Origin of the sequence: Streptomyces albus subsp. albus, from assembly GCF_000725885.1 — a bacterium.
In the GTDB taxonomy this organism is placed as follows: domain Bacteria; phylum Actinomycetota; class Actinomycetes; order Streptomycetales; family Streptomycetaceae; genus Streptomyces; species Streptomyces albus.
Genome location: NZ_JODR01000008.1, coordinates 1 through 12,686, shown reverse-complemented (window position 1 = coordinate 12,686; position 12,686 = coordinate 1). Strand labels below are relative to the sequence as shown.

Genomic DNA, 12,686 nt, shown 5'->3' with positions numbered 1-12,686 from the left:
AGCAGGACAGCGCACGTAGCCGGACGGGCGGGGGGAGTGATCAGAATGGAAGCGAACCGCCCCTTTGGGGAACTTCTTCGCGCGGCTCGTAAGGCCCGCGGCTGGAGTCAACTCAGGCTCGTCAGCGAACTGCGACGGTGCGCTAAGCGCCACGGGAAGGCGCTCCCGTCCGACGCCAGCGTGAAGCGGCGCCTCGCAACCTGGGAGAACGGGCACAGTGTCCCCGATCAGTTCTATGGGACGCTCATCTGCGAGGCGCTCGACATCGCTCCGGCCGAGCTGGGGCTGAGCGTCGCCGACGGCCAGGATTCCCGTTTGCTGGAGACGCGCTATCCGCCGACCCCGGAGGAGGCGTTTCATACCGTTAGTCAGTTGTGGCGCGCTGACCTGCACGGGTATGAGCCACTGTTGCTCTCCGAGGCGTCACAGCATGCGTGGAGTGAAGCGTCCCTCCGGTGGCTGGTCGCACCAGACCCGTCTTTCCCGTCGACCGCCCGCCCGGATGGCGCACGAGTGGGGCTGACCGATGTAGCGATGATCAAGACGACCAGCGACATGTTCGCCGAGATGGACGACCGGTTCGGCGGAGAGCATGCGCGACAGTCTGTGGTCCAGTACCTCAGTCAGGACGTGGCACCCCTGCTCACCGGCCAATACACGGAAGCCGTCGGCCGTGCGCTCTTCTCCACGGTCGCGGAGTCCACGCTGCTGGCGGGTTGGATGTCATACGACGCATGTCACCACGGCCTTGCCCAGCGGTACTTCCTCCAGGCTCTCCGTCTCGCTCAGGACGGTGACGACCGCCGGCTCGCCGGAAGCATACTCTCCGCGATGAGTCATCAGGCCACGTTCCTGGGCAACTACACCGAGGCCGCCACACTCGCCCGAGCGGCACGAATGGGCATTTCGGGTGTGGCCACACCGACCCTGATGGCGCAGTTTCACGCAATGGAGGCTCGCGCCCTTGCTCGTACGGGTGACATCCGCGCGTGCGAGCTGGCGCTGAGCGAGGCCACCAAGGCGCTGGAGAGCCGGAACGTCAGCGACGAACCGGAGTGGATCACCTATTTCGACGAGGCCGAGCTGGCAGCCGAGGCCGCCCACTGCTTCCGCGACGTGAACAGCGCGCGCCGAGCCGTGGCCCACGCCGAGAACGCTATGAGCGGCAGTCATGTGAGAAGCGACTTCTTCGCGACCATGGTTCTTGCCGACGCCCACCTTCGGGCCGGAGATCCCGAGGAGGCATGCCGCGTAGCCCTCGACGCTCTTGATCTTGGCGAACAGCTCAAGTCAGCACGCTGTGTCAGCTACCTCAAGGAGTTCCGGGACGGCCTGGTGGCGGTGGGAGAGACAGCCACTGTCCGTTCCTTCCGCGAGCAAGCGCAAGGACACCGGCTGTGGGCCGCAGCCGAAGGACAGCGCGACGGAAACCGCTGATCAGTACGGCTGCCAATCCTTCCGACTACCTCCGGTCCGGATGCTGTCGACCCGCCGGGGGAACTCTTCCGCCGCCCTGCTGTTCGTCGTCACCTGATGCCCGAGCCACAGCGTCATCATCAGCTCGCGCACGTCAGCCAGCACCGGGTAGCCCGGCCAGTTCATGAGGTCGAATCCGTAGTGATGCACGAAGGACTCATACTCAGCGCGCGTGTGCCAGCCGAAGCGCTCGTAGTAGAGCGACGTGAGGACCAGGTCCCACTCACGAGGTGCCAGCGCGAAGCCGTCGAGATCGATGAGGACAGCGCGTCCGGCCCGGTCGCGGAGGCAGTTCCCGACGTTGGCGTCCCCGTGGATCATGCCGAAGGGCAGAACGAAGTCCAAACGGTCGTACGCCTTGTTCAGCTCTCCGGCCCGCTCCTCCAGGAACGACCGGTCCCCGTCCGAGACAGCGCTACCGAGACCACGCAGCGAGTCCCACACCTTGGCGAACGGATCGAAGTGCGGCAGCCCGAGCGACTGCGGCTCTTCCAGCCAGTGCAGCCGCTTCAGCAGATCGGCCAGCTCGTCCAGGCGGGCGTACTCGACCTCGTCCTGAAGGTTCACCCAGTACGTGACGACCCGGCCACCGATGACGGCCGGCTGTTCCACGTCGCCCAGCACGCGCGTAGCGGGGAAGTTTTCCGTCTCCAGCCAGCGTGCGACCCCGACCGCCCGCTGCATCTCGTCCAGGGCATCGGCGTCCCGTGCGATCCGGACGATGACAGGGGCTGTCGACAGCCGATACACGGCGTTGGAGCCCAGGCGCAGCAGCTCCGCGCCCGTAGGGTCGAGCCCCGCCGAGCGGCACGCCTCCCCCAGCACCGCGCCCGCCGACTCAGCAGTGAACTCCGCCGTCATGCTCGCGCCTCCCCGCCGCATAGATCATATCGACGGTATCGCTTCGCAGCCGCCGCTTACAGAGCGCCCATGGCGTATGCGCGGCGTGACGCACCCCCAGCCCAAGCCGATCAGTACACCGACCTGCGCAGACGCAGAGAAGCGCGTCGGCCTCCGGAGCCGTGTGCGCAGGGTCGAATCCTGCCGGGGGTACTTCGACCGAAGTACTGAACGCCTCGCGACCAGCTTGGATGCTGGTGCGGGGCGTTTGTCGTTGTGTGCGGGATGCGGTCGGGTGCAGGCCGATGCCGGTGATCACGTAGTGGCGACGGCCTGATGTTCTTGGGGGGTCGCCTCTCCTGGGCCAGGAGCCGCCCACGCTCGGACCGGTTCTCGGAACCCGCTGACAAACCGGCGCCGTCACAGAAGGATCTCGCTCGGCAGAGGCTCGACCGTTCCTCTCCCGAGCAGACCGAAGGGACCGTTGCCACAGTGCTCACCAGGAAGACACGCTCACGCATCGTCGCTTCAGCGGCCGTTCTCGCAGTCGCCGCGGGAACCCCGCAGGCATACGCGGCGCTGGATGGACGGCCGACACCGAGCAGCCAGGCCAAGTCCGCGACTGTCGCCAGAGGCAAGCCGTACATCAACACGCGTCTCTACTTCGGGACCGGCCGGCCGGACGGCAAGCCACCGGTCTCCGACAAGCAGTTCCTCACGTTCGTGGACAAACACGTGACGCCGAAGTTCCCTTCGGGGCTGACCATCCAGCGGGGCCGCGGGCAGTGGCGCGACCAGGACGGTCGCATCGGTCGGGAAGGCTCATACGAACTCAGCGTTCTCTATCCCGTTTCTGAGGCCCGTGTCCACGACGCCGATATCGAGAAGATCCGCAGCACGTACAAGCGCATCTTCGACCAGGAGTCCGTCCTGCGCACGGACGACAACGAGCGAGCGGACTTCTAGCAATATGTTTGGTCGGCCAAGTATGAAATGGGAGCAGTTCGTACCTTCCTGGGGAGAGAAGAAGGCGAAGCGTGTGGCGTCCCGTCTCCGTGCGCGCAGGTCAGGACGGGTCGTGTCGCCCTTCGGCTGGCCCGTGCCCGAAGAGGCCCGGTGCGTGGACACGGACACCCTCCGGTGGCTCATCTCCGAGGCACAAAGTTCCGGGTTCAGCAGGACGGGTGAGCGTATCGACATAGACTCGAGAGAGACGACCCGGTACATACTCGTACCGATCCTTCCAGAAAGTTCTCCCACTCAAAGCTGGATCTGCATCCTGCTCGCGTATGATCCCTCCCTCCTGGGAGGGAAGCATTCGCCTTTGCGTCGGATACCGCATCGTCTGGACGTAGCGCCGCCTGCTTACGAAGGGCTGAACCTCCTTTCCGAGAAGGAGAAAGACCAACTCCTGCACGCCTTGATTTGGGCGTTCACGATCAAGTCTGCCGATCCTTCACCTTAATGAGCGACCCAGGCGCAACGTCTGTCAGCGGCGGACCAGGGGGACAGGCGCCGGCGTCGATGAAGGTCTTGGCTGTCAGCGAGGAACGGGTAGTTTCCAGCTGCTCGGCGATAGTGTGGTCACGAGCGGGCATCAACGTACCGCCCAAGGATCAGCATCATGTTCCGCCGATCGGCGGAGGAACGAGCTCAGTGCGCCGGTACGCGGCACCAGCACTCGGCCCTCAAACGCCAGTTTTCAGGGCCACCGTTGCGTACGGTCGCTGCCAGCACCGCGGCGCCGTTGCAAGATTGCTGAGCTACTGAGGACTCAGTCCGATGAACGGGCTGGCCGGGACAACCTCGATGTGCTGAAGTAGCCGTCCTTCCCCCCACACTGATCCAAAATTCTCGGACGACTAGGGGTAGAGATGGGGATTGTTCTGTTCCCAGGAGACGATGACACCAGCAGCTCAGACGTCTCCTGGTCGTACAACGGCTTCGCAATTTTCCCCGCGGTGGCTGGCGCAGATCGAGGGTTTCGCATTGGACGAGATGCACGGCTTCGGCGGACAGCGCCCATGGGACGAGATTCTCACCCCCTTGGCACCGCTGCTCAATCACCCCGATGACGACGGGCCCGACCTCACTGCCTCAGAGTGCGCCGCAATCCTGCCCCGCCTGCGAGAGATCGCCGACAAGGCTGAGGGCGGAAGCACCGACCCGCTTCTCCGACGGCACATAGCTGCAGCCCGCCAGTTGGTGGTCGTTTTGCAGCTCTGCATCGAGAAGGACGTCGACCTCCTCTTCGGCTGACGCCGACAGGCGCTACCGGCCCACTGCCGTCAGCAGTGACGGGCCAACGCTCACAGCGTCGAGTTCGCCGGCTAGTTGCATTGAACTGCCTGTGGGCCGTGACCGGCGGAGGCGCTGGAGAGGGATACTGGTGCAGGCGCAGGCATGTGCGGTGCTGAGCGCTCACAGGGCGGAGCTGCGGGCCGCTCGTCCGCGACCGGGGACAGCCCCTATCGGTCACCAGCCACGGGGCGTCCCGTCAGCCGGCGTCCGGCCATTCGTTCTCGGAAAACGGCGGCTCCGGGGCGCTCAGCCGCTCCAGTTGCCGGGCGTTCTGGTCCCGCAGCGTTGTCAGCCACGGCCACAAATCCGGCAGAGGCTGTGCCGGGCAGGCGAGGCTGTGCTCGATGCGGCACCTTTGGAACTGATCCGGCGGACATACCCCGTAGACCGTCACCCTCCCGTCGGACAGTTCGATCCAACGGTGTTCCGCCGGGACCGTATGGGCCAGCGGGTGCACGGCGGGTTCGAGCAGCACCCAGTCGTACTCCAGCGTCAGCACACGGTCCTGCATCAGCCCGCAGCGCGGGCAACGAATCCGCCCGCCTTTCAATCGCCGCGGTTTCTCCTCCAGAGCCCCCATGCCGTGAGGGTCGCCCACCCGTCATCCGGAACGCAGCGCGCGAATCGGACGGAAGATCTGGGAGAGCCGTCTGTCAGCGGGACGGAAGACGACGCGGCAGGTGCGGCCGGTAACCAACGACCGACTGCGCACGGCCTCAATCGGTCTCTGGCGGGTTCGACGTGGCTCAGTGCGGCAGGTCCGGATCCGTTTCGGCTGTGGACCGTAGCCGGTCTATCTCCTCCGCGTTCCAGCCGGTGATCCGGGCGACGGTGGCGGGGGCGTCCGGGTCGTCGGTGTCGCGGAGGAGCGCCAGTGCCTCCGTTTTGAGGTCTGCGGCTGCGGCGTTGTAGATCTCTTCCGCCTCGCGGTGTCGCTTCGCGGCCAGTTCGAGCTTCGCGGTGTCCATGGAGCCATGGTGGCAAGAGGGTCCGACAATGTGTGGCCCGGCGGTGCGGTCAGTCCGCGGGGCCGTTCTCGACGTCGCCGGGCTGCCGGTGGGTGCGGCCCGGCCACGGGAGGTGGTGCGTGCCGTCCTCCCGCGTGCGGCCGTGCCCGTGCTCGTGGGCGCGGTGCGTGCGTACGACGGTCACGGGACAGTGGGCGTGGTGGAGCACCGCCTGGCTGACGGAGCCTAGGAGGAGACCGGCGAAGCCGCCCCGGCCGCGTGCTCCGACGACGAGCAGCTGGGACTCCTCGCTGGCCGAGATGAGTGCTTGCCGGGTGTACTCCTGCACCAGTCGCGGCGTCACCGTCACGTCGGGGTATCTCTCGCGCCAGCCGGCGATGGCGGTCGCCAGGACGCGTTCTTCCTCGGCACGGAAGAGGTCGACGTCGTAGTAGGTGGGCACCTGGATGCCGGGGCCGGCGGCGACGGGGCCCGCCCAGTTGTTCCAGTTGTGCATGGCGACGAGTTCGGCGCCGCGCAGTGACGCTTCTTCGAAGGCCCAGCCGACTGCGGCGTCACCCACTTCGGAGCCGTCCACGCCCAGCAGTACGGGGCCGGAGGGTTCGCGTCGGCCGCGGGTGACCAGGACGGGGCATTCGGCGTGGGCGGCGAGGTAGACGGCGACGGAGCCGACGAGGAGCCCGGTGAAGCCGCCGAGGCCGCGGGTGCCGACGACGACCAGGTCGGCGCCTCTCGACTCGGTGGTCAGTACGGACAGGGGGTCACCGGAAATCACCTCCTGGGTGACCTCGACGCTCGGTTCCGTGTTGCGCGCCCGTGCGACGGCGTCCTCCGTCGTCTTGCGGGCGAGATTGCGCAGTCCGCCGCTCGGCGGGCCCATCACGGAGGGGCCCAGCGGGACCTTCATCATGGGCCACACGAAGGCGTGAACAACGTGCAGCCGGCCGCCGCGGAGCTTCGCCTCGTGCGCGGCGACGTCCACGGCTTCCAGGCTCGACGCAGAACCGTCCACGCCCACGACAACGGTCCCTGTCACGCCGTACTCCCTTCCGCGGTCCTCATGCCGCCGCGTCCGGTGGCTTGCGGGCCCCACCCTCCAGGGATACCGCCCAGCGGGCCGGACGGCAGGGCGGGTCGTCCGAACGGGCGGGGTGGCGTGCGGTGGGCCCGTCCTGGGGTTCGTCGCGCCTCTCGAGCCCCGGCGCCACCGAGCGCCCCGGAGCCCGGCACGCCCCCTCCCGGACAGCGCCGTCGGCTCCTTCCTGGGCTTCGCCGCCTGCGGTCCGACGACGCCGCGGGCACTGCGCCGGCGGACGGAATTCCCGTCCGCCGATCGGCTCAGGAAGCGGCGGGATCCCACAGGCCCGGAATGACGATCGGAAAAGTAGTGGCTTCTTTTAGCGAATGTGTGCGGAGGTGGGCGATAACCGCACGTCAAAGAGGGGCGTACGCCTCCGGCAGGCGTGCGCCCACTGCCCGTCGAAGACCTCGGGAAGCAGTCGGCGTTACGCCACGAGAGGGAGACATCAGGTAATTCTCCGTGGGTCGTGTCGAACTGCGCGCGGCGTCGTTACGAATGACGACAGCGGAGTTGCAGGCGATCAGCCAGCACTCGTGGACATGCGAAATACGTGGTCCACCGAAACCCGCTCTCCAGAAAGGACTCTCAGGTGAAGTACACGAAGGTCGCGACCGTCGCCGCAGGCACGCTGATGGCTCTGGGCACCGCTGCCGCGCCGGCCATGGCCGACGCGGGTGCGCAGGGTGGCGCCGCGAACTCCCCCGGTGTCATCTCCGGCAACGTCATCCAGATCCCCGTGCACGTTCCGGTGAACGTCTGCGGCAACACCATCGACATCATCGCGCTGCTCAACCCGGCGTTCGGCAACGTCTGCGTCAACGACTGACGACCCCACGCCCTCGTGCGCGGGACAGTTCGGACCGGCTCCGGTGCGTGGGGCGTGGAGCCTTCGCACCGGAGCCGTCCGGTTTCCTGAGACGCGGATACGGAATATCTGACGATTCCGCGCCTTCCGCAACAGACTGAGAGCAGGAAAAGACCATGCGAAAGGTCTTGAGCAAGAGCCTCCTGACCGCTGCCGCCACCACGGGAATGCTCGCGGCTGCCTCCGGGTACGCGCAGGCGGACTCGGGTGCGGCGGGCGCCGCCACCAATTCTCCCGGCGTCCTGTCGGGGAATGCGGCTCAGGCTCCGATCGACATTCCGATCAACCTCTGCGGCAACACCGTGGACGTGATCGCGGCGCTGAACCCGGCGTTCGGCAACATCTGCGTCAACAACGGTCCGGGTCACAAGCACCCGCACAAGCCCGCGGAGAAGCCGCACACGCCGCCGCACAGCCACGAGGAGAAGCCCGAGCACCACGCCGAGGACCACGGTCCGGAGCGCGCCCCGCAGGTGGAGTCGGAGGAAGAGACCGCCCCGGCGCCCGAGGCCGCCGAGCCCCCGGTCGAGAAGGCGGCCGTGCCCGCGGCCGAGACGGCCGACGAGCCGGTCGCCGAACCGGCTGCCGAGCGGGCCGTGCAGCCGGCGCCCGCCCGTCATGAGGCCCGTGCGCCGCAGCAGGCCGAGGCGGCGGAGCTTGCCGAGACGGGTGCGGCCGAGGCCTGGACGACGGCGGCCCTCGGCGCCGGCGCACTGCTGGGCGGGGCGGTGCTCTACCGCCGTTCGTTCCGGCGCGCTGCCTGATCATCCAGCGCCCTGCCGCACTCCATGGAATCGCGGAACGGTTTCGTTCCGCGATTCCGTGCGTTCCCGAGGGGATCGCGGAGGGAGGCCGGAGGGCCGTTTTCCACTGACCGTTCCGCTGGAGCACCGAAGACGCTCCAGTCGCCCGGGAGAAGAGGCGTCACATGATGCACAGGAAGACTGTCACCGCTGTGGCCGGTTCGATGCTGGTCCTGGGGGCGGCTTCGCCCGCGTTCGCGTCGGGACCGGCCTTCGGCCCGGATCGCGGGCCGGCCGGTCTCGGCCGGGTCGCGCCGCAGGGGCCGATCGGTTCGTCGCCGGCACAGATCGCCGGTCCCCCGGTGGGCTCGGTGGTGGACGCCGTGAAACACACGCTGGAGAACGGCGAACTGCGCAACGACAAGAACCTGCTCGGCGCCGGGAAGTACACCGACGGGCGGGACCGGAAGAGCAAGTCCCTGCTCGGCGGGCTGCCGCTCCACCTGTGACGGTTCTGCCGCCGGCTTGTGACGGGTGAGTCTCGCCGCCGGCTTGTGACTTCGGAGCCGGCCGGCACTCCTCCGGCCGGCTCCGCCGTATGCGAGTCGGTGCGGAGGCCGGACGTGGGAGGAGTCCGGACGTGAAAGAAGCCACCGGCCGAGGCCGGTGGCTTCTTTCAGTGTCATGGCCGTCTGAACGCCTCCGCGGGTCACGACGTGTCCGACGGGACGGCTCGGGCGTCGTACGGCCTGTCCGCCGTCGCGGGACGGCGGCGGAGTGGTGCGTCAACGGGGCAGCGACTCGGTCACCGTGTTGGTCAGGGGTCCGACGACGGGCAGGTCGTCGAGGGAGGCGCCGCGCGAGAGGGGCCCGGTGAGGGTGCCGGTGTTCACCGCACGGAAGTCGGCGAGTTGGGTGCCCAGGGTGTTGTCGAGGGGGTCGACGCTCGTGTTGGCGAGCGGGTTGAGCGGGATGCTCTTGCTGACTTCGAGCGTCTTGCGCGCACCGACCGCACCGCCGTAGGCGCCGGTCCGGACGGGACCGGGCAGGCCGGCGGTGATGTCCTTGGCGGAGGCGCCGCCCCGCTCCGGCCCGGTCTCGCCCTGCTCCGCCGCCGCGGCTGTGCCCACGGGTGCGAGTGCGGCACCGACGACCGTGGCGAGCAGACCGGCACGCAGCAGGGTGCGCTGGGCCGGGGAGTTGGGGCGTGCGGATCGGGAGTTGAACATGTGTCACCACCGGATTCGAGTACGTGAAACGCGGGTCAACGGAGCGTAACCGCGCAAGTGCACACAGTAGTAGACACAAGAGGGCGCATTCCAGCCCCGGCGGACCGCGCCACAACTCCGGGTGATCACGCGTCCAGTTGTCGGACGCCGGCCGCCGCGTCGCGGATCACCGAAGGTGGAGACCGCCCCGCAGGGGAGGGCGAACTGCGTGCGGGACCGCACCCCGGGAGGACGCCGGAGGCGCCGGATGGCCTCGGGTACGTGCCGGATCGGCGTCAGGCGAGGGAGCCCGCACCGTCGCGCAGGAGGTCGTACGCCCGCCCTGCCGCCCGTACGGCCTCGGGGTAGCGGTCGTCGGCGGACTGGCCGTCCACCAGGTGTGCGTGATTGATCTCGGCAAGCTCCCTCTCCACCATGATCACTTGCGCGGCCAGGAGGCGGGCGTCGAGCGGATCGGCACCCGCCTCGCGAAAGGCGTCCGCCAGTGCGTCGATGCCTCGTGCCACGTACCGGGTCAGCCGCGCCGCCAGACTCTCGGTGCTGGTGATCAGCCCGAAGAAGGCGATGGTCTCCGGGCTGTCGTTCAGGCCGGTGTTCGGGTCGCGCTCGGCCAGGGCCGTCAGCAGTGCCTGCCGCAGCGCGTCCAGCGGGGGCTGGCCCTCCGGCCGGGCGCGCACGATCCGGGCCGCCTCGCTCTCGTGGTCGGCGAACCGGTGCAGGACGAGGTCTTCCTTCGTCGGGAAGTAGGCGAAGAGCGTCCGCCGGGAGACCTCCGCCCGCTCCGCGACCTCGGTGACGGACACCCGGTCGAAACCCTTGTCCAGGAACAGCCGGATCGCCGTCTCGGCGATCGTCTCCCGCGTGCGTTCCTTCTTGCGCTCCCGCAAGCCCATCTGCTGATTCATGCACTCAGTCTACCCCTGTGTATACTCGGTGCAGACTTGCACTCGATCTACTTTCTCTGGGGTGTGTCATGCAAACCGATGTCATCGTGGTGGGGGCCGGACCGACCGGACTGATGCTGGCTCACGAGCTGTCACTGGCGGGGGTCACGGTCGTCGTCCTGGAAAAGGAGCGCACGCGCAGCACGCAGTCCCGGGCCGGCGGTCTCCAGCCGCGCACGGCGGAAGTGCTCGACCTGCGGGGCCTGCTGGAGCCGCTGCTCGCGGACGCGCCGCCCCAGGAGGGGACGGGCGGGCACTTCGCCATGCTGCCCGTCGAACTGGACTGCCGGCCGTGGCGCACCCGGTACCCGCGCCCGGTGACGCTGCCGCAGGCCCAGCTGGAGGCGTTCCTCGAACAGCGTCTGCGCGAACGCGGCGTGCCGGTCCTGCGCGGCCACGCGGTGACGGCGGTCGAGCAGGACCCGGAGGGGGTTTCGGCCGGGGGGATACGCGGCAGCTATCTGGTCGCATGTGACGGCGCGCACAGCGCTGTGCGGCGGCTGCTGGGCGTGCCCTTCCCCGGCAGGACCTCCGGGGTGTCCGCCGTGGCCGCGGACATCACCCTCGCCGCTCGTACCGACGCGGTCCCGGGCGCCCGCAGGCACTTCAGCGAGTACGTCAGGGCCTCCGCCGACTTCTTCGGGGTCCTGCACCCCCTCGACGGTGACCGGTACCGGCTGATCTTCGGCAAGCTCTCCGGGGACGGCCCGGGGCGCGAGGTACCCGTCGCCCCCGAGGAGATCCGTGAGGTGCTGCACTCCGTGTACGGGCCGGGGACGGAGTTGGGCGAGCTGTGCGCGGCGTCCCGGTTCGGCGACGCCACACGGCAGGTGGAGCGCTACCGCGAAGGACGGGTGCTCTTCGCCGGGGACGCCGCGCACATCCATATGCCGATCGGGGGCCAAGGCGTCAACCTGGGTGTCCAGGACGCGATGAACCTGGGCTGGAAACTCGCCGCCGCGGTGCGTGGATGGGCACCAGCCGGTCTGCTGGACAGTTACCACGACGAGCGCCACCCCGTCGCAGCTCGCGTCCTGCAGCACACCCGCGCCCAGGCCGTGCTGATGAACCCCGGGCGCAACCAGGACGTCGCCGCCGTCCGCGACCTGATGACCGAGTTGCTGCGGCTCCCGGACACGCACCGGTACATCTCCGGCATGATGTCCGGCCTGGACATCCGGTACGACGGCCTCGGCGCCCGCATGGTCGACCTGGATCTGACCACCGAGCACGGTCCGACCCGGATGAGTGAACTGATGCATTCCGGACGGGGCCTGCTGCTTTCCCTCGACGGCAAGCAGCGTCCCGTCGGCGGCCGGTCGGACCGGGTCGATCACATCACGGCGAAGACGGCCGATCACGTCACGGCGAAGACGGAGGAGGAAGGCGAGGCACTGCTGATACGCCCCGACGGCTACGTCGCCTGGACGGCCGGCGACGGCACCCCGCTGGAGAGCGCCCTCGCCCGCTGGTTCGGCTGAGGGGCTGCCCCTTCACCGCTCGCGGCCTCTTCCCTCACTCCCCCGCGCGCTCAGCCCTGCGGCCCGTCGTTTCCCTCGCGTCGGCTGTCGTCGGGCCGGCCGTCTCCACCGGGCCGGCTGGAGCCGTCCGGCTCGTCGTCGACGACCTCCGCGTCCACGACCTCGTCGTCCTGGCCGGTGCCACCGCCCTCATGGCGCTGTGCACCCTCTTCGGTCCCCTGGGCGCCCCCTCCGGGCGTCTGCGGGCCCGGAGGGGGCTCCTGCTGCCTGGCGCGGGCGTACATGGCCGTGCCGATCTGCTGGGCCGCGGTCGCTGTACGGTCGGCCGCCTGCCGCAGAGCGGCGGTGTGGTCGGCGGCCTGCGCCGGGTCGGACGGGGTCTCGGCCAGTTTCGCCCTGAGGTCGGCGAGAGCCGTCTCCGTCTCCGTGCGGGTCTCCCCGGGGACGGCGCCCGGCTCGGTGTCCGCCAGGAGCCGTTCGGTCTGGTGGACGAGCTGCTCCGCGCGGTTGCGGGTCTCCGCGGCCTCGCGGCGGCGGGCGTCGTCCTCGGCGTACTGCTCCGCCTCCCGCACCATCCGGTCGATGTCCTCCTTGGGGAGGCTGGAGCCGCCGGTGACCTGCATCTTCTGTTCCTTGCCCGTGCCCAGGTCCTTCGCCGTCACGTGCATGATGCCGTTGGCGTCGATGTCGAAGGTGACCTCGATCTGCGGCACGCCCCGCGGGGCCGGCGGCAGACCGGTCAGCTCGAACATGCCCAG

General features: G+C 68.8%; 14 protein-coding genes and 1 tRNA gene. 8 read left to right on the top strand and 7 right to left on the bottom strand.

Annotated features, from left to right (window positions below):
• The first annotated feature begins 45 nt into the window (after nucleotides 1-45).
• Nucleotides 46-1,437 (top strand): helix-turn-helix domain-containing protein, encoded by a 1,392-nt coding sequence (locus tag IO40_RS0109510; protein WP_033228650.1) that lies wholly within the window; start codon nucleotides 46-48, stop codon nucleotides 1,435-1,437.
• On the opposite strand, the gene IO40_RS0109505 is transcribed toward IO40_RS0109510, so the two are convergent.
• Nucleotides 1,438-2,337: a phosphotransferase family protein gene (locus IO40_RS0109505; protein WP_031175252.1), complete on the bottom strand. Its 900-nt coding sequence runs from the start codon at nucleotides 2,335-2,337 to the stop codon at nucleotides 1,438-1,440. It lies immediately after the preceding gene.
• Nucleotides 2,338-2,458: 121 nt separating this feature from the next.
• On the opposite strand from IO40_RS0109505, the gene IO40_RS37560 reads away from it, so the two are divergent.
• From IO40_RS37560 to IO40_RS0109495, 3 genes are all read left to right on the top strand, one after another.
• Nucleotides 2,459-2,529: transfer RNA gene (locus IO40_RS37560), tRNA-Arg, on the top strand.
• Nucleotides 2,530-2,808: 279 nt separating this feature from the next.
• Complete coding sequence (locus IO40_RS0109500) at nucleotides 2,809-3,282, top strand: DUF3574 domain-containing protein (RefSeq protein ID WP_016469794.1); 474 nt, start codon at nucleotides 2,809-2,811, stop codon at nucleotides 3,280-3,282.
• 1,032 nt (nucleotides 3,283-4,314) lie between these two features.
• Nucleotides 4,315-4,575, top strand: a complete 261-nt coding sequence (locus IO40_RS0109495; protein ID WP_016469792.1) for a hypothetical protein — start codon at nucleotides 4,315-4,317, stop codon at nucleotides 4,573-4,575.
• 238 nt (nucleotides 4,576-4,813) lie between these two features.
• Here IO40_RS0109495 and IO40_RS0109490 read toward each other — a convergent pair whose 3' ends face one another.
• The 3 genes from IO40_RS0109490 to IO40_RS0109480 all read right to left on the bottom strand — a co-directional run bounded on the left by IO40_RS0109490 (nucleotide 4,814) and on the right by IO40_RS0109480 (nucleotide 6,621).
• A complete protein-coding gene (locus IO40_RS0109490) occupies nucleotides 4,814-5,197 on the bottom strand; it encodes a DUF6083 domain-containing protein (protein ID WP_016469791.1) in 384 nt (127 codons plus the stop codon).
• A gap of 166 nt (nucleotides 5,198-5,363) precedes the next feature.
• Nucleotides 5,364-5,585, bottom strand: coding sequence for a hypothetical protein (locus IO40_RS0109485; RefSeq protein ID WP_016469790.1), 222 nt, complete (start codon nucleotides 5,583-5,585; stop codon nucleotides 5,364-5,366).
• A gap of 49 nt (nucleotides 5,586-5,634) precedes the next feature.
• Nucleotides 5,635-6,621: a universal stress protein gene (locus tag IO40_RS0109480; protein WP_031175251.1), complete on the bottom strand. Its 987-nt coding sequence runs from the start codon at nucleotides 6,619-6,621 to the stop codon at nucleotides 5,635-5,637.
• Nucleotides 6,622-7,255: 634 nt separating this feature from the next.
• Here IO40_RS0109480 and IO40_RS0109475 point away from each other — a divergent pair.
• The 3 genes from IO40_RS0109475 to IO40_RS0109465 all read left to right on the top strand — a co-directional run bounded on the left by IO40_RS0109475 (nucleotide 7,256) and on the right by IO40_RS0109465 (nucleotide 8,783).
• Nucleotides 7,256-7,492, top strand: a complete 237-nt coding sequence (locus tag IO40_RS0109475) for a chaplin (protein WP_016469788.1) — start codon at nucleotides 7,256-7,258, stop codon at nucleotides 7,490-7,492.
• Between the two features lie 155 nt (nucleotides 7,493-7,647).
• The gene (locus IO40_RS0109470; protein WP_016469787.1) at nucleotides 7,648-8,295 is read left to right on the top strand and encodes a chaplin; all 648 of its coding nucleotides are present in this window, start codon (nucleotides 7,648-7,650) and stop codon (nucleotides 8,293-8,295) included.
• Between the two features lie 164 nt (nucleotides 8,296-8,459).
• Nucleotides 8,460-8,783 carry a hypothetical protein gene (locus IO40_RS0109465; protein WP_016469786.1) on the top strand — a complete coding sequence of 108 codons (324 nt, stop codon included), beginning with the start codon at nucleotides 8,460-8,462 and terminating at the stop codon, nucleotides 8,781-8,783.
• A gap of 276 nt (nucleotides 8,784-9,059) precedes the next feature.
• Here the strand turns inward: IO40_RS0109465 and IO40_RS0109460 are convergent, their stop codons facing one another.
• Both IO40_RS0109460 and IO40_RS0109455 read right to left on the bottom strand, forming a co-directional pair.
• Entirely contained in the window at nucleotides 9,060-9,503 is a 444-nt protein-coding gene (locus IO40_RS0109460) for a hypothetical protein (RefSeq protein WP_016469785.1), read from the bottom strand.
• Between the two features lie 275 nt (nucleotides 9,504-9,778).
• Nucleotides 9,779-10,408: a TetR/AcrR family transcriptional regulator gene (locus IO40_RS0109455; RefSeq protein ID WP_016469784.1), complete on the bottom strand. Its 630-nt coding sequence runs from the start codon at nucleotides 10,406-10,408 to the stop codon at nucleotides 9,779-9,781.
• A gap of 68 nt (nucleotides 10,409-10,476) precedes the next feature.
• Here IO40_RS0109455 and IO40_RS0109450 point away from each other — a divergent pair, with 68 nt between their 5' ends.
• Nucleotides 10,477-11,928 carry an FAD-dependent oxidoreductase gene (locus tag IO40_RS0109450; RefSeq protein WP_031175249.1) on the top strand — a complete coding sequence of 484 codons (1,452 nt, stop codon included), beginning with the start codon at nucleotides 10,477-10,479 and terminating at the stop codon, nucleotides 11,926-11,928.
• Between the two features lie 50 nt (nucleotides 11,929-11,978).
• On the opposite strand, the gene IO40_RS0109445 is transcribed toward IO40_RS0109450, so the two are convergent.
• Nucleotides 11,979-12,686: Hsp70 family protein (locus tag IO40_RS0109445; RefSeq protein WP_031175248.1), on the bottom strand; the 708-nt coding region annotated here is incomplete at its 5' end.